A 23,238-nucleotide genomic window follows, 5' to 3' on the forward strand; every position below is an offset into this window, starting at 1 on the left:
TTATCTCATTATTTTATATTGATAGTCTTCATCATTTGTGTAGTAGCCGTCCCACACAACTTTTCTATAGTGGGCAAAGTCTGTATCTCCCTCAGTTGATATAAGTAAAATCACTGAATTTTCATCTAAGTGAAGTTTATTTTTAATCTCTTCCAAATCTTTTCTTTGAAGAATCTCACTTAAAGCTCCCATTGTAGCTGCTCCAGATTCTCCAGAGATTATCCTTGTATCATCCTTTAGAGGGTTACCGTAAATTCTCATTCCTCTTGCTGCTGCGCTATCTGGTATTGATAAGAAAGCATCAGCATAAGATTTAAGTACTGGCCAACCTACTGTAACAGGCTCTCCACAAGCAAGCCCTGCCATTATAGTATCCATCTTGCCTGTTACATTATGTATCTTTCCATCATTAGCTTCTGCGGTTATGAAATTGCAATTTGCTTTTTCAGGTTCTACCAAGCCCATAAATGGCTTTTTGTCACCTTTGTAGCTTGAAGCAAAGTATCCAGTTACCCCTGTTGCAAAAGATCCAACTCCTGCTTGAAGGAAAATATGAGTAGGAAGTTGATTTTTATCTTCCAATTGTTCCTTCGCTTCCTTAGCTAGGGTAGAGTATCCTTGAATAATCCATGTAGGAATTTCTTCATATCCATCCCAAGCTGTATCTTGAACCATGACCCAATCGTTTTCTTCTGCGTATTTATTAGCAAGTCTAACACATTCATCATAGTTTAGATCATCCATTATATCACATTTAGCACCCAAGGCCCTAATATTATCACGCCTTTCTAAGGCTGATCCACTTGGCATGATAACCACACAATTTTGTTGAAGTTCATGGGCTGCCCAAGCTACTCCTCTACCATGGTTACCATCTGTTGCTGTAATAAAAGTTATATCGCCTAGCTTATCCTTTACTTCTTTAGAAATTAATTTTTCGTAAGGAAGATCGTCTATATCAAGACCTAGTTTTTCGGCTATATATTTTCCAATAGCAAAAGATCCTCCTAAAACCTTGAAAGCATTTAGTCCAAACCTATAAGATTCATCCTTTACAAAAATATCCTTTACCCCAAACATAGTCGCTAAATTCTTTAACTCAACTAGTGGTGTGGGATTGTATTGAGGAAAACTAGAGTGAAATTTGTAAGCCTTTTCTGTAACTTCTTCATTAATAAAATCCAAATCTACTTTTTCTTCGTCATTAGTAGAATTTGTAACTATTTTATATGACTCTGTCATTTAAACTCCTTTCCGTCTTAATACCCCTTGCCTGGTATTTAATGTAACATATCACTAATTTTAGTGTAACATATTACTCCACATATGTAAAGCTTTTTTAATTACTTTTTTTATACTCTTAGTATTGTTTTTGATATAGATGGCTATTTAATTTAAAAGCTTTTCATAGTTATCGTATGTAACATATTACTACTTCCAGTTTAGCATATAAATTTGAATATGTAAAGACTTATTTATATTTTTTATTACTTGCTTACTTTAAGTTAGGAACTAATATGTGATATAATAGCTTTAGAAAATAATTTAGGAGGTAATATGACAGATTTTGAATTAGAAGTCTGCGGTGGTTGCAATGCCAAGATTCCTGCAGGGAGTTTGGATGAGATCTTGGAAGCTATTCCAAAATTTAAGAGGGATGATATCCTTGTTGGGTTTGATTCCAAGGATGACAGCGCAGTTATAAAAATAAGTGATGATGTAGCTATCATATCTAGCCTTGATTTCTTCCCTCCTATGGTTAGTGATCCCTATGTTTTTGGTCAAATAGCAGCAGCCAATGCCCTATCTGACATCTATGCTATGGGAGCAGATCCAATATGTGCTCTTAATATAGTAGCCTTTCCAGAAGAAGGTAAGATAAGTAGTCTTGAGAAAATTCTTCAGGGTGGAGCTAGCAAGGTTAATGAAGCTCACGCATCCCTGGTTGGAGGTCATTCTATCCACGATCCTAAGGTAAAATATGGACTTAGTGTAATAGGCAAGGCCAATCCAAAAAAGATTTGGCAAAATTCTACCCCAAGGGTTGGAGATAAGTTAATCCTAACAAAGCCCCTTGGAGTAACCCTGGTAGTCAATGCCTATAATGTAAAGCTTGCAAGTCTTGAGCAATTTAATAAGGCGATTTCTTCTATGATTAGCTTAAATAAGTATGCCAAGGATATTTTAATCGACTATGATATTTCTTCTGCTACAGATATAACTGGCTTTTCTCTCATGGGTCATCTGGGAGAGATGGTAGCAGATAAGTATACAGCAATCTTAAAGGCAGATGAGATCCCTATCTTAGATGGAGCCAAGGAGGCTGCGAGCGAATTTGTCTTTACAAAGGGTGGTCAAAGAAATAGGATGTTTATGGAGGGCAAGGTAGAATTCCAAGTTGATGATTTTGCCTTGGAAGAAGTCCTCTACGACCCACAGACATCAGGTGGCCTCTTGGTCGCCATAGATCCAAATGAAGCTACCGAAGCCCTAGCTAGGTTAGTAGAAGAAGGCCTTGAGGCTAGGATAATAGGTGAAGTTCACAAGAAATTTGATAAAGCAATATTTATAATATAGGAGGAAGTATGAAAGAAGTAGATGCCAGAGGAATAGAATGTCCAATGCCAGTTATTATGGCAAAAAGAGTAGTAAATGAAGGCGAGAAGGAATTTAGAGTCCTGGTTAGTGAAGAAATAGCTGTAAATAACCTAAAGAAGATGGCAAGCCAAGTAGGTTTTAAGATAAGTGTAAGTGAAAATGATGGTGAATATGAAGTAATTTTCAATAAGGAAGATGATTTGATGGCAGATAATAAGACAGACCTCCCTTCATCTTGTGAAAACCCAAATGACTATGTGGTAGTCTTTGATGATGACAAAATTGGTGATGGGGATATTGGCTTCTCTCAAAAACTAATCGAAAGCTTCATCCTTGCCCTAAGTGAGCAAGAAGTCCTACCAAAATATGTTATCTGCTACAACAAGGGAGTTCTCTTGACAAGTCAAAGGGAAAATACTGTAGAAGATTTGAAAAAACTAGAAGATGCTGGTGTTAAAATCTTCTCCTGTGGCCTTTGCCTAGACTTCTATGGAGTAAAAAAAGAACTCAAGGTTGGAACAGTTACCAATATGTATGAAATAATTAATATGATGAGATCACATAGGGTGGTTAGACCTTAATGGATGAGTATTTACTTATAACTTTTGACTCCACAACTGATGCCATGGTCAGTGAAACAAAGGTAAATGAGGCTGGGATTAAGGCTAGGCTTGTCCCACTCCTTCCTGAAATTGATGCAGGCTGTGGTCTTGCTCTAAGGGTCAAAAGAGATGAGGATGAGAGGCTAATGGAGATCTTAAGGGGAAAAGACCTTCCCTTCAAAGACTGCTATATCCTAATTTATAGGAAAAATGAAAGACATCCCGAGGTCAAAGCCTATGATTTACCTTGATAATGCCGCAACAAGTATAGATAAAGAAGAAAGGGTGGCAGATGCAATTTACCATGTCCTTATGGATAAGTCTTATGCCAACCCATCCCGCTCTTCCCACAAATTAAGTATAAATGCCTTAAGAAAGGTCCTAGAAATAAGGGAAAATATTGGTGAATTTTTTGATTTTCATGATCCAAGTAGGGTAATCCTCACACCCAATATTACCTATGCCCTAAATTATATTATAAAGTCCTTGTTTAAGGAAAATGACCATATCATTACAAGCCTTAGTGAGCATAACTCAGTCCTAAGGCCCCTTTATGATTATAGAAATCATGGTGGCAAGGTCTCCTTTATAGGAATAGACGATAACTTTAACCTAAGGCTTGATGAGATTGAGCCATTAATAAACAATTCCACAAGGGCCGTTATAATTACAGGAGCTAGTAATATTTCTGGCAAGGTAACAGACCTTAAGAAAATCCATTCCATCTGCAAAAAGCACGGACTAAGCCTCATCATAGATGGGGCCCAACTAGCAGGGTGCGTGCCTTTTTCTATGAAAGATTTTGACAATACTATCTTTGCCTTCACAGGCCACAAGGGCCTCCACGGCCCCCAAGGAAGTGGTGGATTTATAGTAAATGGGAACTTTGACTTTAAGCAGGTCTTTTCTGGTGGATCAGGTTTTTCTTCATTTTTGGAAAGTCAGCCTAATAACCTCCCCGACCTATTTGAGGTCGGCACAATGAACCTGCCTTCCTTTGTAGGATTAAGTGAATCCGTCAAATTTTTAAAGGACAATCCACCCTACCAAAGGCTCGATTACCTAACAAGGTATATGTATAAGAAACTCAAAGAAAATGATAGACTAGAATTTTACACTAAACTTGAGGAGACCAATGCCCCTATAGTTTCCTTTAATATCAAAGGCTATGATGCTGATACAGTAGGCTACATCCTAGATGATAAGTACGATATATGTGTAAGGACAGGTGCCCACTGTGCTCCCCTCTTCCACAAGAGATTTAAAACAGAGAAAAGATCCATAGTAAGGGCCTCCTTATCAACCTACACTACAATAGAAGAAATTGATAAGTTTGTTGAAGCAATAGATCAAATATCACAAAAATAAACCGTCTATCCACTAAGACTATTTCTATGATTAGTTTTAGTAGGTTACGGTTTACTTTTTTAGATATAATAAGTCTTTCTCATCTATATGAAAGTATAGATTTTCTTTGCCTTTTAATCTATTCCATTCATCTTTGTCTATATCTACCCTAAGACTTCCTTGGTGGTTAGAATTTTTGGGTCTAACTATTAGGGAATACTTATAGATCTCCTCTATTTCCTTGATTAGGTCTAAGGGGTAGGTGTTTTCTCTGCTATTCTCTTCTACTATTCTAATCGAATGGCTTCTTATTCCAAGAAAATCACTCTTCCTATAAGCCCCTATATCAAGATCAATCCCCCAATCACAAGCACGATATTTGCCTTCCCATTCTTCTATCCTTGAGAAGTTCCTACAGCCAGATATTTCCGCAGCTGAAAGAGTTTCGGGATTGGTAAAGAGATCCTTGGTCTTCTTGATGGCTTCTCCCTTCCCCTTATTTATAGTAACTAGGCTATCACACATCCTATAGACTTCATCCATATTGTGGGATACAAAGAGGGTGGGTATCTTATATTTTTCTATAGTTTCCTTAATATCAACTTCTATTTTCCACCTCAAGTATTCATCAATAGCAGAATAGGGTTCGTCTAGCAAGAGAAGGTCAGCATCATTTACTAAGATTCTAGCTAGGGCTGTCCTCTGTTTTTCTCCACCAGATATTTCGCTAGGCTTTTTGTTCCTAATATGACTAAGGCCTAGCTCTTCAAGTTTTTTATTGATGATTGCCTTATGGTTAGCCTTCTTATCTCTAATCCCTGCCCTTATGTTGTCATAGACACTCATATTAGGAAAGAGAGCATAGTCTTGGAAGAAGTAGCCTATCCTTCTATCTTGGGCTTTTAGATTTATATTTTTCTTAGAGTCAAAGACTACTCTATCATTTATAACAATCCTTCCCCTATCAGGCTTTATTATTCCTGCTAGGCACTTTAGGGTAAGGCTCTTGCCCGATCCAGATGGGCCAAGGATCCCAACTACCTGATCCGAGCTAGTAAAAGCAATATCTAATTTAAAACTTCCAAAGTCTTTATAAATATCTAAATCAATCATGAGTTTTTCTTCCTTCAATAAGGTTAATTAGTAAAAGTATGGCAAGAGATAGACCTATATTAATAAGGACCCACTTATAAGCCAAATCGTCTTGACCTATTCTCCAAAATTGATAAACACTAGTGGAAATTGTAGCGGTCTTTCCTGGTATATAGCCACTTACCATAGAGGTCGCTCCATATTCTCCAAGGGCCCTAGCAAATGTTAGGATGAAGCCGGCTATAATTCCTTTCTTGCAATTGGGTAAGACTATCCTCCAAAAGATCCAACTATCAGACTTACCCAAGGTCTCTCCTGCATATTTTAAGTTCATATCAAAGGCCTCAAAGGCCCCCCTGCTTGTTCTATACATAAGAGGAAAGGTCACGATAGATGTTGCGATTATTGATGAGTACCACTTCATCATTAGGGAAATATCAAAGATGTCTACAAGCTTTGATCCTATTAAACTATTGGGCCCCAGGGTTTTTATTATAAAAAATCCTATGACTGTTGGTGGTAGGACCAAGGGCAGGGTCAACACCACATCCCATATTCCCTTAAAGAGGGGTTTTAATTTTTTTACTTGGTAGGCAAAAAATATCCCAGTAAAAAATGTTATAAGAGACGATATGGCTGCTACTCTTATGGAATTATAGAGGGGAAATAGATCGATATTCATGGCTAGCTAAGGGGACTAAAGCCAAATTTTTTCAAAATCTCCGAAGACTTCTCCCCTTGTAAGAAATCTAGAAATTTTTGGCCCTGATCTTTCTTTTTACTATCAGCAAGGAGTCCACCTGGATAGATAATCTTGTTATCAAGTATAGAATCATCAGCCTCATCGACTACTTCTAAGTCAAATATCTTTGCATCTGTTGCATAGATTATTCCAGCATCCACAAGGCCTTCATCAACCCAAGAAGTAACTTCCCTTACATTAGATCCGAGGCTTAGTTTATCTTTGATGTCTTCATAAATTCCCAGGTTATTCAGGATTTCTAGAGAATATTGGCCTACTGGTACATCTTCGTTTCCTATAGCGAGGCTCTTTACCTTACCACTTACTATGTCTTCAAATTTTGAGATTTTATTTTTATTGCCTTCTCCTACGACTAGAGTCACTTTATTTTCAAGCAAGTCTCTTCTTGAATCTTTTTCTATAGAAACACTACCCTTATAGGCTTCATTGGATGGGTCTAGCTCATTCATTTGCTTTTGTGCCGCTGAAATAAAGACATCACACTCTGCCCCCTCTATGATTTGACTTTTTAAGGTTCCTGATGAATCAAAGTTATATAAAAGGTTTATTTCAGGATTTTCCTTCTCATAACTTATCTTAATTTCTTCTAAAACATCAGTCATGGATGCAGCCGCAAATACTACTAGGTCTTCTTTTTGATTGACTTTAACTTCCCCATTTTCCTTCCCCCCACAAGCTCTAAGACCTGCAATTAATGAAAGTGAAGCTAAAGCTAAAATAATTTTTTGAAATTTCATAAGAATAAACCCTCCTCATTAAACTTTATTAAGCCATCAATATTATTCAACTATAGCATATTTAGTGAATTTTTTCAAAATAAGAACTAAAATATTTCCTTACCACTAACCCATTTATGTCTAACATGCCTAGGCTCTGACATATAAATAGTCCTCTCCAGTCTCTCCTCAATACTTAGATTTTCATTCTTATAATCAGCATCATCAATTACCAGTGCATCAAATTCGTAACCCTTATCTAAGGATCCCACCTTACCAAAAAACTTGCCACCACCAAGAGTTGCTAGGTAGAAGCCCTCTTCTATGCTAAGAGGCTTACATCTTTGATCAATATACCTCCAGTACATCTTAGATACTTGGATGGCATCTGATACTTGTCTAAAAATCGATAGGTGACTGCCTGCTGCTATATCACTGCCTAGACCTATATTTTGTCCTTGGTCAAGATACTTTCTAATAGGCGCTATACCCGAAGCTAGGTTGAGATTTGAATTTGGGCAGTGGGCAATAAAGACTCCCCTATCCTTAAGGAGCCTTTGCTCTCTCTCATCTGACCAAACACAATGGGCCATTATAGTTTTAGTTAAACTTCCAAATAACTTATACCTATCATAGCTATCTCCATAACACTTGGCCCACGGACATAATTCTTTAACCCATTCGATTTCACCTGGATTTTCTGATAGGTGGGATTGGACAGGAAGGCAATATTCCTCGACCATACCTCCAAGACCCTCCATCAATTCATCACTACATGATGGGGTAAACCTAGGAGTTATAATAGGAAAAGTCCTTTTGTAGGTATCTTTTATAGAATCTAGCCAGGCCCTAGTGGCACTTAGGCTCTCCTTAGCATCATCTTCCTCTAAATCTTCTATGGCATTCCTATCCATATTAACTTTTCCAACGTAGCTAATAAGACCAGACTTCTCTAATAGATTCATCAATAGGATAGTAGAATCTACGTGGAGGCTAGCGAAGACACAGGCTCTAGTAGTTGAACTATACTTAAGGTCCTCTACAAATCTTTCATAGGCCCTGCTGGCATAGCTAAGGTCCTTATACTTAGACTCTTCTGGGAAGGTGTAGGTATTTAACCAGTCCAAGAGTTCTAAATCCATCCCCATACCCCTAAAAGTATATTGGGGAGCATGGACATGAAGGTCGATTAGACCAGGCAAAATTAGCTTACCTGAGTAATCATAAAGCTTAAAATCCTTGTAGGATTCAGGGATTTTATCATACACACCTCTAGAATATCCATCTTCACATACCAGGTACTTATCCTTACCTGTTATCAACTCATCCTTATTTTTGCTATAGCAAATATCTCCTTTAATTATAAAATTATAAGTCATCTTATCCCTCCTTAACCTGTAGTTATACAAAAATATCTTAACACAAAGATCATGGCAATTATAGCTGTAAGTGGACTAATTTCTTTTACCTTGCCAGAAAATGCTTTCAATAAACAATAGCTTATAAGCCCCATAGCAATACCATTTGCTATAGAATATGTAAATGGCATAAAGGTTATAGTTATAAATGCTGGTATCACATCAGTAGGATTAGAAAAATCTACGTCTTTAATATTTGACATCATAAGGATTCCAACATAAATCAAAGCTGGTGCTGTAGCTGCCAAGGGTATTATATTTACAAATGGAGCAAATACCAATGCCAATAAAAATAACATAGCTGTGGTAAATGAAGTTAGTCCGCTTCTACCTCCCTCTGCAATTCCAGCACTCGACTCTACAACTGTCGTAACTGTGGAAGTTCCTATCAAGGCGCCAATACTTGTAGCGATAGCATCCGACATCAAAGCCTTTCTTAAGTTTTTAACATTTCCATTTTCATCTAACATATTTCCTTGCTTAGAAGCTCCGAGTAAGGTTCCTAAAGAATCAAACATATGAACCAAAGAAAAACTAATTACAAGCATGAAAATCGTAAAGAGATTTCTAAAAATATCTCCCCCACTAAACAAGGATCTAAAATCCAGGTTAAAAAATGATACATCAAAGAAATCTTTAAATTTAACCTCAATATTAAAGTCAAAAGCCTCTATATTAGTAAGACCTAAAGGAATTCCTATAATAGTTGTAATAACTATACCAATTAGGATAGATCCCCTAATATTCTTATAGTTTAGAACTCCGATTATTATTAGTCCAATAAAAGCTATCAGGGCAGACTTAACTAAGGTAGTATCTATATTTGGATCAGACCATTTTGAAAAGTCGACCATAGCTAGCAAAGTTGCGTCATTACCTACAATTATGCCTGCACTCTTTAAACCTATTATTGTTATGAACAAGCCAATACCTGGAGTCATAGCATTTTTAATTGATGTGGGTATAGCATCTATGATGGCTTCCCTAAGTCCTATTGCTGTCAAAAATATAAATAATATTCCTGAAATAAATACAATAACAAGAGCTTGGTTATAAGTATAACCCATCCCCAAGATTACAGTATAAGCTAAAAAAGCACTAAGTCCCATTCCTGGAGCCAAGGCAAATGGTAGCTTTGCATATATGGATACCAAAAAAGTTCCTACAAAGGCAGCCAGGCATGTTCCTATAAAAGAAGCATTGGCTACTTTTTCTGCCATTGCCCCATCACCCATAATCGCATAGGGTTCAGAAATTGTAAGTGGTATTATTATAAGTATGTAAGCCATGGTTATAAATGTCGTAATACCTGCTATAATTTCTGTCCTAGAGCTAGTCTTACTTGTCATCCCAAATAAATTTTTCATTAATCCCTGTTGTTTTTCACTAAAAATTTTATCTTTCATATTCGCCTCCTTTATTTTTAGAAAAACGCAATTAAAAAACCTACAATCTAGCTAATTCATATACTTCCAAAACTACAGAGATACAGGCATAATAAGTATATGTTTTAATTTATAGCTAGACTATAGGTAGTCAATAGATACGTCCACCCCTTATGTGAACTTATATAAATATTTTACAAAGCGTTTTCCTCTGTTATGTAATATATTACTATATAGATTTTATTCTGTTAAGGTCTATTACCTTATTTTATATTTTTATTTGACTAGATATATTATTGGACAAAAAAAGCTTAATGAACAATATTTATCCATTAAGCTTACTCATTAAAAATGCTTAGTAATTTCTAAGATATGTTTCTATTCTATTATTTCTATCTCATCTCCGACTTTTATTAGGCCACCCTTTTTTACTACTGTAAATATTCCTTCATTGGGCATGATGCATTCTCCTACCTTTTGTTTGATAGCGCATCCCTTGTGGCAGGTTTTGCCTATTTGGCTTACTTCTTGGATGGTTTCTCCTATTTTGAGTCTTGTGCCGACTGGTAGGGTGTAGAGGCTTATGCCTTCTGTTGTTATATTTTCAGCGAAGTCTCCTTCCTTGAGATCTGGGATAGCTTTTTTCATCTTGGCTATGGATTCTTCAGCCAAGAGACTTACTTGCCTATGCCATTTGCCAGCATGGGCATCATCTTTTAGGCCAAAATCCTCTATAAATAATCCTTCTTCTTGGGGGATTTTTACTACCCCCTTGGTATCAGACCTGTTAATTGATGTAACTTTTGCCATTAGTGGTCCCACCTTTCATTTGTTAGCACATCAAGACCATGTCCTAGACTTGTTATGATTGCATAGATGCTTTCTTTAACAGCCTTAGGACTTCCCGGGAGGTTTATTATAAGGCTATCCTTTCTTATGCCAGATGTGGCCCTTGATAGCATCCAAGCATTGGTGATTTCCTTAGAATAAAGTCTTATGGCATCTGATATCGACCTAGCTTCTCTATCAAATACTTCTTTACTTGCTTCAGGTGTTACATCTCTTTTGCTAAAGCCTGTCCCACCGGAGGTAAAGATTAATGGGATTTTCTTATCGGAGAGCCTTATAAGCTCTTCTTTTATTTTTTCTTTGTCATCAGGGACAATATTTGTGTAGACCAAGTTATAGGTATCTGGCATAACTTCCCTAAATACGTCTATGCACTTATCTCGGTTTTCTCCAGAAGACCTGGTGTCGCTAGCTATGACAACTGCATAGTCATAGGTTTTTTCTTCTTTTTTGTCATGGTGGAAGTGGCCAGACTTGCCTCCAGTTTTTTCAACTAGGTGGATATTCTCTATAGTCATTGACCTATCCATAGCCTTACACATGTCATAGACTGTAAGGAGACCTGCACTAACTCCTGTCAAGGCTTCCATCTCAACTCCAGTCTTTCCTTGACACTTTACCTCAACCTCACAATTTAAGAGATTATCTTCAAAATAAAAATTTACATGGATGCCATTTAGCAAGAGTGGGTGGGCCATAGGAATAAGGGTTGAAGTAGATTTAACCCCATTTATGGCTGCTACTTGGGCTATGGCTAGGACATCTCCCTTTTTTATTTTTTCGTTTTTTATTGCTTCTATTGTTTCTTCTTTTAGTCTAATAGCTCCCCTGGCTACAGCCTTTCTAATTGTAACACTTTTTTGTGATATATCTACCATTTGGCCTCTGCCATTTTCATCAAGATGTGTAAACATTTATCCTCCTATTCTATTCATAGATCTTTTTATGCTCTTGCCTTCCAAAAGCTTATGGTCGTAGGGCTTTATCTCCAAGGCCTTTTTTATATAAGGCCTTATATCTTCTCCCCTTCTTAGAGGGGTTTTGATATCAACTTGCTTGTCGCTATGAAGACATGGCTTTAAGTAGCCATCTGCCGTTAGCCTAATCCTATTGCAATCTCCACAAAACTTGTGGGACATGGCCTTTATAAAGCCAATCCTACCCAGACCTCCATCAATTTTATAAAGGTCAGCAGGAGAATTTGGATCATCTTTTTCAGTTTTTCTAAGATCATAGGTCTCTATAATTTCATCACCACTCAAGAACTTATCCCTTGCATAGGACGCTGTTGGCCCTATAGGCATAAGTTCTATAAACCTTATATCTATAGGATACTTCTTGCTTAAGTCAATAAAATCATATATTTCATCATCATTAACGCCCTTAAGGAGAACTGTATTTATCTTTATTCCTAGGCCAGCATCACTTGCTGCCTTTATTCCTTGGATAACATCATCCAAATTTCCACCAGATATTGCCTGAAATTTTTCTTTATCTAGGGTATCTAGAGAAATATTAAGTCTATCAAGACCAGACTTCTTTAGCTTGACTGCCTTATCAGAAAGGAGAGAGGCATTTGTTGTCATGGATAAGTCCTTTACAGATTCAAGCTGACCCAAGGACTCGACTAGGTTTACTAGCCCCTTTCTAAGTAAAGGTTCTCCACCTGTTATCCTTATCTTATCTACCCCTTCTTCTACAAAGATATGGCTAATATAGTATATCTCTTCTAAGCTTAAAAGGTCACTCCTACCCTTTTTGGTAACTCCATCTTCTGGCATACAGTACTTACATCTATAATTGCAAAGATCAGTAACAGATATTCTAAGGTAGTTTATTCTTCTGCCAAAGCTATCTTTCATTATTTCACCTCACCCGCTTAAATAATTTTATAAAAAATCCCCATAGGATAAGTTAATGATCCTACGGGGCAATCATTCCTACTTATTGAATTCGTCAATTAAGATATTTTTCAAAATTTCAGCTTCTTCACTTGTTAGGGTAATACCCTTGCGCATCCTGGAATGATCGTCATTCCAATCACGGATATCATATTTGGGTTCCCTTTCATTCCAAGAAACTAGGTTTAGCTCCTTTGTCCAACCCTTACCATTATCTGATAAGATTCCTAAGTTTTCTACAATTTCATATTTGAATTCTGCCATAACATCTCCTAAAGTATTTGAATTATATTATAAATTGTATAATTTTTATAAAAATATGCAAGTTTAAAATCACCTGTCCTATATTTTATCTGCCTTTACTAACTTATCTACCATAGCTTGGACTATATTGTAGTCATAACCGGCATAGGTTAGAGCCTTTCTTCTAGCCTTACCATTTCCCCACTTGCCTTCTATAACTTCTCTTGCGATTTTTAGGTAGGTATTCTTGCTAGTTCCCTTTATCATCAAAGGATAGTCCCTAAAGAGAATTGACTTGTCAATATCATAGTTATAGCCCTTAATACCACCCTTGGAGCTATATTGCCAGCTATCATATGAAGTTGTATTATAGCTAGGCCTTGGCTCGCCGTTCCAATCAGCTATCCAAAATTCATTTTCCTCTCTGACTTCTTCGCTCAAGTAGGTATCAGCAAACCAAGGATAAGAATATATTCCTCCAACAAAGCCATTTCTTCTCATGGCCATGGAAAAGGTCTTTGCAACTTCGGATATATCTTCCCTTGTAGCCTTGGCCTGTCTATCATTATCCTCTATATCAATATAAACTGGAAGAGATACATTTTTATTTCTAATAATATTTAGGACAAAGTCTGCTTCCTCCAAGGCTTCTAGCCTATTTACAGCCCTTGAATAGTGGTAGAAGCCTATAGGTACATTTCTTTTGTTTAGCTCTTCGTAATGCTTTTCTATTTCCTTATCCTTGCTTAGGGTCGTATCCTTTTCCCTTATGCTAGTCCTAATTATGGCTCCCCCTATTTCAGAAGAGAGGGCATCGTAGTCTATGGCAACAGGATTTTGGTATTCACTTATATCTACTACCTTGTCATATACCTCAACTTTGGGAACTTCATTCACAATTTCTTCCTCTTTATTTTCAAGTACTTCTTTTTCATCATTTAGACTTTCTTTAAGGTTAACCTCATCTTCACCCTCTAATAGTCCTTCCAAGTGTTCTTTTTTTCTTTCTAAAACCTCTGCCCTATCATAGTCCATACCAGCCTCAGTAATCACCTTGTCCAGGTCCTCCATATTATAATAAACTACATCAGAAGATCCATAGGATACACCTGGCAAGAGAAGTCCTCCCACTAGTAGACACAATATTTTTTTCGTATTTTTCATAAGCCTTCCTTTATCTTTATCATTAATTAATTATAAATTAAAAAGCAAAATTTTAAAAGTCCCTATCAAAAAATCCCCCAGCCGTAGCCAAGGGATAAGTCCTTCTAGAATGCAAAGATAATATTTCTAATTCCTGCAAGGAAAAAGTAAAATCCAATTAGTGTTGATATTGTAAAGAATGATGCAAGTGGGTTCTTAATTAATAACATAACTCCTAGGACTATTCCCAAGATATTAAGGATAACTTGAGCCCAGAAAACACCATTTGATACTTCCTTTATTGCAAAAGATCTTATAATTGAAGTAACTGATGTAAAGATAAGATAAATTGCAAAGGCCCAAGGTAGGGCTATTACTGAAGATGTAAAGTTAAATAAGATTAATGCTGCAAGAATCAAGTTTACTATTCCTGTAAATAGCAAAAATCCTCCACCCCTACCGAAATATTTATTAATCCTATTCCTTAGGGCTATTTCAAAAATTCCATCAAAAATTGCTGTCATAACTATAAGTCCAACCAAAAAGGCATTTGATGCTAGGGGATTTCTTATTGACAAGAAGCCTGCAAATAGATACAAGATACCTAATATGAGTGAACCTAGTGAAAATCCGTCATTTGTTTTATTCATTATAACTCCTTCCTTAAATAATATTTATTTTAAATATAATACTATATACATATATATACCCGAATAAGTCTCTAAGAAACAATTTTATAAAAGAAAATCTGCCCCCAAGGACAGATTCTCCATATTAATCACGTGTTAGCTTTTCTTCTTTAGCTTTTTGAGCTACAGCCATTGATACAACATCTGCAACTCTTGGGTCAAATGGTGAAGGGATTACATAATCTTCAGCCAATTCTTCATCTGATATTAGTGAAGCGATGGCAGATGCTGCCGCAAACTTCATTGACTCAGATATTTTCTTTGAATGAACATCCAAGGCACCCTTAAATAATCCTGGAAAGGCAAGGACATTGTTGACTTGGTTAGGAAAATCGCTCCTACCAGTTCCCACAACTCTAGCTCCTGCCTCCTTAGCATCGTCATAGGTTATTTCTGGATCAGGATTTGCCATGGCAAAAATTATAGGGTCAGTTCTCATTGATTTGACCATTTCCTTGGTAATTTTGTTAGGAACGCTTACTCCTACAAATATATCAGCCTTGGTCATAGCTTCTTCTAGGCTAAGATCTTCTGAATCCTTGTTGGTAACCATAGCTAATTCCTTGTAGAGGTCGTTCTTGTATTCGTCCTTGTGGGCCCTATTAATAACTCCCCTAGAGTTAAAGGCATAGATATTATTAATACCTAAGTCATTTAACATATTAATTATAGAAGATCCTGCAGCTCCTGCTCCAGAGATTACTACATTACAATCTTCTGCCTTCTTGCCTACTAGTTTTAGGGAATTGATTAGGGCAGCTATGGTCACTATAGCAGTACCGTGTTGGTCATCATGGAAGACTGGTATGTCAAGCTCTTCCTTGAGTCTTCTTTCGATTTCGATACATTCTGGGGCCTTGATATCTTCTAGGTTAACTCCACCTAATCCAGGAGATACAAGTTTTACAAAATTAATTATTTCATCAACATCCTTAGTATTTATTACTAAAGGAATAGCATTTAATCCACCAAATTTCTTAAAGAGGCAGCATTTACCCTCCATAACTGGAAGAGCTGCTTCTGGGCCAATATCCCCTAGCCCTAAGACTGCTGTACCATTTGATACTACAGCAATAGTATTGGCCTTGCCTGTGTACTTGTAGACATTATCTACATTAGCTGCAATCTTCCTACAAGGCTCAGCAACCCCTGGTGAATATACCAATGATAGGTCTTCCTTTGACTTTAGTTCTGTTTTTAATTCTGTTGATAATTTTCCTTCTAGCTCCTCATGTAATTTAAGAGCTTCTTCAAATACATTTTTCATAATACCTCCTATATCATATCTTCAATTTTCATAAATTTATCAAAGTCTTCCTCTGTTAAATATCCAAGCTCAAGGGTAGATTCCTTGAGGGTCATGTTCTTCTTGTAGGCGTTTTTGGCTATTTGTGAGGCCTTATCGTAGCCTATGTGAGGTGATAGGACTGTTACTAGCATCAAGGACTTCTCCAAATTTTTCTCAATGTTAGTCTTATTTGCCTTTAGGCCCACTAAGAGCTTTTCTGTAAAGCAAACCATGGATTTTGCTAATAATTTAATGGATTGGTCCATCTTGTAAATAATTAGTGGCATATAGACATTTAGTTGCATTTGGCCTTGGGTATTTGCCATTGCTATGGCTAGGTCATTTGCTATGACTTCTATACATACCATTGTCAAAGACTCAACCTGGGTAGGGTTTACCTTACCAGGCATAATTGATGAACCAGGTTCATTAGCTGGAATTGTTAGCTCTCCTATCCCACACCTAGGTCCACAAGATGAAAACCTAATGTCAGATGCGATTTTATAAAGGTCGCTAGCCAATGTCTTGATACTGCTATGGACAATAACCAAGGCAGATTTAGAAGCTAGTTGATAAAATTTGTTAGTATCAGAAGTAAATTCAAGGCCAGTAAATTCACTTAACTTCTCAGCTACCCTACCACCAAAGTCCTTCTCGGTATTAACACCAGTTCCGACAGCAGTGCCTCCTATGGCAAGTCTATGTAGGTGGCTTTCTGCACCTCTTATCATTTCATAGTCCCTCTGAACCATTGTAAGCCAACCAGATATTTCTTGGCCTAAGGTAAGGGGAGTTGCATCTTGAAGGTGGGTCCTACCAGTTTTTATTATATCTCTATTTTCTTTTTCTAGAATTTTAAGTTGGTCTATAAATTTCTCAATTGCCGGATACAATTTTTCTCTAAGATTAATTACAGTGGATATATGCATAGCAGTTGGGAAGGTATCATTTGATGATTGACCCATATTTACGTGGTCATTTGGGTGAAGTAGATTTCCCCCTTGCTTTTTATTTCCTATGTGGGCTATGACTTCATTTACATTCATATTGGTCTGAGTACCAGAGCCTGTTTGCCAGACAGATAGGGGGAATTGATCGTCATACTTACCTGCTAGTATTTCATCAGCTCCATAGACTATTAGATCTCTTCTTTCTTTATCTATTTTATTTAAGTCAAAATTAGTAAGGGCTGCAGCTTTTTTTAATAAAACCAGGGCCTTTATTTGACTATCAGGCATTAGTTCAGAATCTTTTGGGAAATTCTCTAAAGATCTTTGAGTTTGTGCTCCCCAATAGGCCTTACTAGGCACATCTACATAACCCAAAGAGTCTTTTTCCTGTCTATAATCCATTTCTTCCTCCTTTATCAAAATTTTCCTTAGCATAATTTATTAGCATATCAATTAATATTTTGGCTGGCTTTTTGAGCCTTCTTGTAGCATTGTAATGGATCATTATGGTTCTTTTATTTAGTTGAGGTGAGATTTTTACAAAAACACATTCCTCGAGGGTATTATCCCTTGCCATATTGGCAGGAACTAGGGAGATTCCCAGGTCCTCTGCTACAAATTTTTTGGCCAAGTACATAGAATCAGTTTCTAGGATGGTCTCCAAGGTATTGTCTGTGTACTTATTAATTTGGGAGAAAATATAGCGGAGATTTTGCCCCTTCTTGGTCCCTATTATCTTGTTGTATTTTAATTTTTTAGCATCTATAGTTGGTATTCCTACTTGAGGATAGGCTATATCCATGTCAGCTACAGCAGGATTATTGCGATTTAGGGCTACATATACCTCTTCTTCATATAACTTGATATTGGTAAGTTCGTTCTTGGGTGAAGCTGCATAGGAGATAGAGAAATCACACTTACCCACTAGGGCCGCCTGGTTAATCTCTGAGGTCTTACCCTCCAAAAGCTTTATGGATATGCCTGGGTAGGTCTTATTGAAGCCCTTTAGGACCTTGGATAGGAGGCTGTACTCCAAATAATCAGTACAACCTACTACTATCTCACCCTTTTGCAATTTATTTAACTCTTCAATTTGATTCAAGGCTTCTTCTTCAATAGAGGCTATCTCTTCCAAACTCTCATAGAAAATTTCTCCTGCCTCTGTTAGTCTTAGTGGAGAATAATCCCTATCTATAATCTCTATCCCAAATTTTCCTTCAATCCTTTTTATATATTGACTCAAGGCACTTTGTGAAATAAAGAGCTTCTTAGCTGCCTTGGTTATATTTCCTGCCTCAAGTATTGCCGTTATATATTCATAATCAGTATCTGCCATAGATCCCACCCCTACTATTAATTAAGCCTTATATGCTTATACAAATTCTAAATATTATAATCACTTTACTAAAATTATACTCCTAGGAGATTACAATTAATAAGTCTTTATTTTGACCTATCTTTTTTGCTTAAATGCTCCTCATCGATTATGCCAGGCTTAGTCATTTCCTTGAAGTTTAATATCTTATTTAACTCATCTTCACTTAATAAATTCTTCTCAAGAACAAGCTCCCTTACACTCTTGCCAGTCCTTTGGGCTTCGTGGGCTATATATGAACAAGCTTCATAGCCTATGTGAGGAGCTATGGCTGTTACTAATCCAATATTTTGCTCAACTCTCCTTTGCAAGCTTTCCCTATTAGCCTCAATACCATCAAGACAATTAACCCTCAAGGTATAAATAGCTCCTTTTAAGGTTTTAAGTGATTCAAATAACTTATAAAAAATAACTGGCTCGAAGGCGTTAAGCTCCAATTGGCCACCCTCAACTGCAATAGCAACTGTCATATCATTTCCGATAACTGAGAAGGCAACTTGGTTAACTACCTCAGGTATAACAGGATTAACCTTACCTGGCATAATAGAAGATCCTGCTTGCCTAGCTGGAAGCTTGATATCGCCGACACCTGATTGAGGGCCTGATGACATAAGCCTTAAATCATTAGAAATCTTAGATAAGTCTACGGCAAAAGTCTTCAAAATAGAAGATGCATAGACAAAACAATCCAAATTTTGAGTTCCATCTATCAAATCATCATTTTGAACAAGATTTATACCAGTAATCTCACTTAATAAGCCTACAATCTCCTTAACATACCTAATATCCGCATTAAGACCAGTACCAATAGCTGTACCACCGAGATTTACAGAAGATAAGCTCTTAATAGCAAAATCCAATCTATTGATATCCCTCCTAATAACTTGGCTATAGGCCCTAAACTCTTGACCTAGGCTAATAGGAATAGCATCTTGGAGTTGAGTACGGCCCATCTTGATAACATCAGCAAACTCTTCAGCCTTCTTTTCAAAAGAAGCCAGAAGCCTTTCACTTTCAGCCTTCAACTCTTCGAAATATCTAATAAGGGCAATCTTTCCAGAAGTAGGAATAACATCATTGGTAGATTGGCCCTTATTAACATCATCATTAGGATGAACATGGTCATAGACCCCAAGCTCTCCTCCCAAAGACACATTTGCAATATTAGCTAAAATCTCGTTAATATTCATATTAAAAGATGTTCCAGCTCCACCTTGAATAGGATCTACAATAACGTTTTCTATATACTTGCCCTCAAGCATCTCATCACAAGCTTCAACGATAGCATCCTTAGTTTCCTCAGATATAAGTCCCACCTTCTCATTTTCTATAGCACAGGCCTTCTTAACCTCTACAATAGCATCACGGAACTTACTATCCATCTTATAACCAGTAATTCGGAAATTCTCCCTAGCCCTTACAGCATTTGCACCATAATAAGCATCCTTACTAACCTGAATCTCTCCTATACTATCGTGTTCTAATCTATAATCACTCATTACGACTCCTTTGATTTCTATCTATATTAATAATATAAAACAGACCTTATAAAAAGTAAAATAATAAAATTTTATGGTACTTATAAGTTTAGACTTATGTCTTGTTTATTATTAATCTATTTACTTCTTTACTTATTGACTTATTAAATAAAATAACTTATTATACTATATTTTAAGATTTATTTACTATTATATAGCCATTAATTGATAATTAATATCAATATTTGTCAAAATTTTGTTTTTATTATATAATAGACAAGTCTTCAAGGAGGTGAATAAAGACAATAATCTATACAATAATTATCCCAAAAAATCGGATAATTAGCTAAATATAGCATTTAAAATTAAATAATTTATATACAAGGAGGTTATATGAAAAAATCCAAGCAAAAGAAGGGTTTTACTTTCCCTTCAGCATCCACAGTGCTTTTTATAGTTTTAATATTTGCTGCACTATTAACATTTATTATTCCAGCAGGTATTTATAGTCGTCTTACTTATAATGATGATAACACTTTCACTATTGTTGACCATGAGGGAACAGAAACCCAAGTCGATGCTTCAGAGGAATTCCTAAAGGAAAATAATATTTCGATACCCTTAGAGAGTTTTAAGAATGGTTCAATCAAAAAGCCTATTGCTATTCCTAATACTTACGAGAAGATTGAGCAAAATCCTCAAGGACCAAAAGAGATTATTCTAGCGTCTATTCAAGGTGTCGAAGATAGTGTCGATATAATAGTTTTCGTATTAATTATAGGTGGAATTATAGGACTTCTTAATGAAACTGGTACATTAAATGCTGGTATGTCAGCCTTATCTAAAAAGACCAAGGGTAAAGAATTCCTAATGATAGTAGTAGTATTTTCTCTAATAGCTTTGGGTGGTACTACCTATGGACTAGCAGAGGAAAGTATAGCACTATATCCAATTTTATTACCTATCTTCTTACTAGCTGGATATGATGCGATTGTTGTTATAGGAACAATTTATCTAGCATCTTGTATAGGTACCATGTACTCAACTGTAAATCCCTTCTCTGTAGTAATTGCATCAAATGCTGCAGGAATTAGTTTTACATCAGGACAACTTTATAGGGTACTTGGTTTAGTATTAACTTCTGTAGTTGCATTAATCTACATTGGATCATATGCCAAGAAAGTTAAAAAAGATCCGTCTAAATCAATAATTGCAGAAGATATGCCTAGAATTAAAAAGAAATTTTTAACTGACTATGATGATAATTATCAAGAAGACTTTTCACTAAATAAAAAACTTACACTTGTAGTCTTTGTACTAACCTTCGTTGTAATGATTTGGGGAGTTCAAAGTCAAGGTTGGTGGTTTGAAGAAATGAGTGGAATATTCCTACTTACTGCCATTATCATAATGTTCTTATCTGGAATGGGAGAAAAACAAGCTGTCTCAACCTTTATGCAAGGAGCATCAGACTTAGTTAGCGTTGCTTTAATAATAGGACTTGCTAGAGGTATAAACATTATCCTAGATAATGGTTATATATCAGATACCTTGTATACTATGCTACAAATCTAGTATCAGGTATGAGTGGTGTCGTATTTTCATGGGTTCAAATGGCAATCTACTCAGTATTAGGTATTTTCATACCATCATCTTCTGGACTAGCTGCCCTATCAATGCCTATTATGGCACCTCTTGCAGATGCAGTTAATATTGGCCGTGATGTAGTCGTATCAGCATACAACTATGGTCAAGGCTGGATGGCCTTTATTACACCTACAGGATTGATTATTGCAACTCTTGAAATGATAGGAGTAACATATGACAAATGGTTTAAGTGGGTTATCAAACTACTACTCTTAACAATAATCATAAGTTTAGGAGTTTTATCTTTACAAGTTATATTATAAAGGAGTAAAAATGGACATAGTAGAAAGATTTTTAGAATATGTAAAAATAGATACACAATCAGATGACAAAAGCGAAACTACACCATCTACAGATAAACAATTTAACCTTGCTAAGCTTCTAGTAAAGCAACTAGATGAAATGGGAATCAAGGCTGAAATGGATGACAAAGCATATATATACGGTGAAATTCCAGCAAATACCGATAAAGACATACCTACAGTAGGTTTCATAGCTCATATGGATACTGCACTAGAAGTTAGTGGAGCAAATGTAAATCCTCAAATAATAAACTACGAGGGTGGCGACATCAAACTAACAGATCGATATTCAATAAAAGTTGATGATAATCCTGATTTAAAAAATCTAGAAGGTCAAAAAATAATTACGACTGACGGATCTACCTTATTAGGGGCAGATGACAAAGCAGGAATTGCAATAATTATGGATATGGCAGAAAAAATATCTCAAAGTGATATAGAACATGGACCAATCAAAATTGGCTTTACACCAGATGAAGAAATAGGAAGAGGAGCAGATTTCTTTGATGTTAATAAATTTGCTGCTGACTTTGCTTACACTATAGATGGTGGACCAATAGGAGAACTTGAATATGAAAACTTTAACGCTGCTTCTGTTACTATTGATATAGATGGAATCAACGTCCATCCTGGAAGTGCAAAAAATATGATGGTAAATTCCCTACTAATTGCTACAGAATTAGCCAATATGCTCCCACCTAGTCAAAGACCAGAGCATACTGAGGGCTATGAGGGATTTTACCTCTTAGATGAACTTAATGGAAATGTAGAACATAGCCATATTGAGCTTATTATAAGAGAATTCGATAAAAAAGAATTTGAAAACAAAAAAGAATTCATAAAAAGCATAGTAGACTTCTTGAACAAAAAATATGGTAATGCAATTGAGCTTAAAATTGAAGATTCTTACTATAACATGCTAGAAAAATTAGAAGATCATATGGACATAGTAAAACTAGCAAAAAAATCTATGGAAGATATAGGAATCACTCCAAAAGTACAACCAATAAGAGGTGGAACAGATGGAGCCAGATTATCATATATGGGACTTCCTTGCCCTAACCTATTTGCTGGTGGATATAACTTCCACTCAAGGTTAGAATTCATCCCAGTAAATGCTTTATATAAAGGAAGCGACCTACTAGAAAAAATAATAGAAAATCTATCAAAATAAACAAAACATTTTGATTAGAAATTACCTTACCCCCACATATCCGATATAAGTATTCTGGGGGTATTCTTATAATAATTAAACTAAGCTAATACTTAATAAAATCAACAAACAATAAATTAAAATATAAAGACAAAAATAGACATAAAAAAAGACTGATTACCCAGTCTAATCTGTTAATAGCATCCTACTCTGCCTCCGAGTACCATCGGCACTCATAGGCTTAACTTTATAGCCCTATCCAATTTACGTAGTGAATTCTGGAAGGTCTTACTTAGCGC

Annotated in this window: 21 protein-coding genes, 1 pseudogene and 1 riboswitch; of the genes and pseudogenes, 6 read left to right on the plus strand and 16 right to left on the minus strand. The window is 36.1% G+C overall.

Annotated features, from left to right (window positions below; all coding sequences use genetic code 11):
* Window positions 1-1,242, minus strand: coding sequence for a diaminopropionate ammonia-lyase (dpaL, locus tag MUN42_RS01600; protein ID WP_243342531.1), 1,242 nt, complete (start codon window positions 1,240-1,242; stop codon window positions 1-3).
* Window positions 1,243-1,557: 315 nt separating this feature from the next.
* On the opposite strand from dpaL, the gene selD reads away from it, so the two are divergent.
* Genes selD through MUN42_RS01620 form a run of 4 tightly spaced genes read left to right on the plus strand, consistent with a single transcriptional unit; the run spans window position 1,558 to window position 4,568 of the window.
* Window positions 1,558-2,577, plus strand: a complete 1,020-nt coding sequence (gene selD, locus MUN42_RS01605) for a selenide, water dikinase SelD (protein WP_243342532.1) — start codon at window positions 1,558-1,560, stop codon at window positions 2,575-2,577.
* Window positions 2,578-2,585: 8 nt separating this feature from the next.
* A complete protein-coding gene (gene yedF, locus MUN42_RS01610) occupies window positions 2,586-3,179 on the plus strand; it encodes a sulfurtransferase-like selenium metabolism protein YedF (RefSeq protein WP_243342533.1) in 594 nt (197 codons plus the stop codon).
* Window positions 3,179-3,451 carry a DUF3343 domain-containing protein gene (locus MUN42_RS01615; protein WP_243342534.1) on the plus strand — a complete coding sequence of 91 codons (273 nt, stop codon included), beginning with the start codon at window positions 3,179-3,181 and terminating at the stop codon, window positions 3,449-3,451. The genes yedF and MUN42_RS01615 overlap by 1 nt, the downstream gene beginning before the upstream one ends.
* Window positions 3,438-4,568, plus strand: coding sequence for an aminotransferase class V-fold PLP-dependent enzyme (locus MUN42_RS01620; RefSeq protein WP_243342535.1), 1,131 nt, complete (start codon window positions 3,438-3,440; stop codon window positions 4,566-4,568). The genes MUN42_RS01615 and MUN42_RS01620 overlap by 14 nt, the downstream gene beginning before the upstream one ends.
* Before the next feature lie 51 nt (window positions 4,569-4,619).
* Here MUN42_RS01620 and MUN42_RS01625 read toward each other — a convergent pair whose 3' ends face one another.
* The 15 genes from MUN42_RS01625 to MUN42_RS01695 all read right to left on the minus strand — a co-directional run bounded on the left by MUN42_RS01625 (window position 4,620) and on the right by MUN42_RS01695 (window position 19,858).
* Complete coding sequence (locus MUN42_RS01625; protein WP_243342536.1) at window positions 4,620-5,660, minus strand: ATP-binding cassette domain-containing protein; 1,041 nt, start codon at window positions 5,658-5,660, stop codon at window positions 4,620-4,622.
* The gene (gene modB / locus MUN42_RS01630; protein ID WP_243342551.1) at window positions 5,653-6,315 is read right to left on the minus strand and encodes a molybdate ABC transporter permease subunit; all 663 of its coding nucleotides are present in this window, start codon (window positions 6,313-6,315) and stop codon (window positions 5,653-5,655) included. The genes MUN42_RS01625 and modB overlap by 8 nt, the downstream gene beginning before the upstream one ends.
* An 8-nt stretch (window positions 6,316-6,323) precedes the next feature.
* The gene (modA, locus tag MUN42_RS01635) at window positions 6,324-7,139 is read right to left on the minus strand and encodes a molybdate ABC transporter substrate-binding protein (RefSeq protein WP_243342537.1); all 816 of its coding nucleotides are present in this window, start codon (window positions 7,137-7,139) and stop codon (window positions 6,324-6,326) included.
* Window positions 7,140-7,225: 86 nt separating this feature from the next.
* Window positions 7,226-8,497, minus strand: a complete 1,272-nt coding sequence (locus tag MUN42_RS01640; RefSeq protein ID WP_243342538.1) for an amidohydrolase family protein — start codon at window positions 8,495-8,497, stop codon at window positions 7,226-7,228.
* An 11-nt stretch (window positions 8,498-8,508) separates the two neighbouring features.
* Window positions 8,509-9,942 (minus strand): NCS2 family permease, encoded by a 1,434-nt coding sequence (locus MUN42_RS01645; RefSeq protein ID WP_243342539.1) that lies wholly within the window; start codon window positions 9,940-9,942, stop codon window positions 8,509-8,511.
* Between the two features lie 92 nt (window positions 9,943-10,034).
* Window positions 10,035-10,130: riboswitch (purine riboswitch) on the minus strand.
* Window positions 10,131-10,299: 169 nt separating this feature from the next.
* Window positions 10,300-10,731, minus strand: coding sequence for an MOSC domain-containing protein (locus MUN42_RS01650; protein ID WP_243342540.1), 432 nt, complete (start codon window positions 10,729-10,731; stop codon window positions 10,300-10,302).
* On the minus strand, window positions 10,731-11,684 hold the full coding sequence (moaCB, locus tag MUN42_RS01655; RefSeq protein WP_243342541.1) for a bifunctional molybdenum cofactor biosynthesis protein MoaC/MoaB: 954 nt from the start codon (window positions 11,682-11,684) through the stop codon (window positions 10,731-10,733). Before moaCB ends, MUN42_RS01650 begins: the two co-directional genes overlap by 1 nt.
* Window positions 11,685-12,632, minus strand: coding sequence for a GTP 3',8-cyclase MoaA (gene moaA, locus MUN42_RS01660; protein ID WP_243342542.1), 948 nt, complete (start codon window positions 12,630-12,632; stop codon window positions 11,685-11,687).
* A gap of 78 nt (window positions 12,633-12,710) precedes the next feature.
* Entirely contained in the window at window positions 12,711-12,935 is a 225-nt protein-coding gene (locus MUN42_RS01665) for a PC4/YdbC family ssDNA-binding protein (RefSeq protein WP_243342543.1), read from the minus strand.
* A gap of 78 nt (window positions 12,936-13,013) precedes the next feature.
* Window positions 13,014-14,078: a GH25 family lysozyme gene (locus tag MUN42_RS01670; RefSeq protein ID WP_243342544.1), complete on the minus strand. Its 1,065-nt coding sequence runs from the start codon at window positions 14,076-14,078 to the stop codon at window positions 13,014-13,016.
* Window positions 14,079-14,182: 104 nt separating this feature from the next.
* Window positions 14,183-14,707 (minus strand): DUF308 domain-containing protein, encoded by a 525-nt coding sequence (locus tag MUN42_RS01675; protein ID WP_243342545.1) that lies wholly within the window; start codon window positions 14,705-14,707, stop codon window positions 14,183-14,185.
* Between the two features lie 124 nt (window positions 14,708-14,831).
* Window positions 14,832-16,013, minus strand: coding sequence for an NADP-dependent malic enzyme (locus MUN42_RS01680; RefSeq protein ID WP_243342546.1), 1,182 nt, complete (start codon window positions 16,011-16,013; stop codon window positions 14,832-14,834).
* Window positions 16,014-16,021: 8 nt separating this feature from the next.
* Window positions 16,022-17,386: a class II fumarate hydratase gene (locus tag MUN42_RS01685; protein WP_243342547.1), complete on the minus strand. Its 1,365-nt coding sequence runs from the start codon at window positions 17,384-17,386 to the stop codon at window positions 16,022-16,024.
* The gene (locus MUN42_RS01690; RefSeq protein ID WP_243342548.1) at window positions 17,376-18,320 is read right to left on the minus strand and encodes a LysR family transcriptional regulator; all 945 of its coding nucleotides are present in this window, start codon (window positions 18,318-18,320) and stop codon (window positions 17,376-17,378) included. Before MUN42_RS01690 ends, MUN42_RS01685 begins: the two co-directional genes overlap by 11 nt.
* A 107-nt stretch (window positions 18,321-18,427) precedes the next feature.
* On the minus strand, window positions 18,428-19,858 hold the full coding sequence (locus MUN42_RS01695; RefSeq protein ID WP_243342549.1) for an aspartate ammonia-lyase: 1,431 nt from the start codon (window positions 19,856-19,858) through the stop codon (window positions 18,428-18,430).
* A gap of 372 nt (window positions 19,859-20,230) precedes the next feature.
* On the opposite strand from MUN42_RS01695, the pseudogene MUN42_RS01700 reads away from it, so the two are divergent.
* Together MUN42_RS01700 and pepT are read left to right on the plus strand one after the other, a co-directional pair.
* Window positions 20,231-21,747: pseudogene (locus MUN42_RS01700) on the plus strand (YfcC family protein).
* 10 nt (window positions 21,748-21,757) lie between these two features.
* Window positions 21,758-22,960 (plus strand): peptidase T, encoded by a 1,203-nt coding sequence (gene pepT / locus MUN42_RS01705; RefSeq protein WP_243342550.1) that lies wholly within the window; start codon window positions 21,758-21,760, stop codon window positions 22,958-22,960.
* Window positions 22,961-23,238: the final 278 nt, after the last annotated feature.

The organism is Anaerococcus sp. AGMB09787, from assembly GCF_022808955.1.
Lineage (GTDB): Bacteria > Bacillota > Clostridia > Tissierellales > Peptoniphilaceae > Anaerococcus.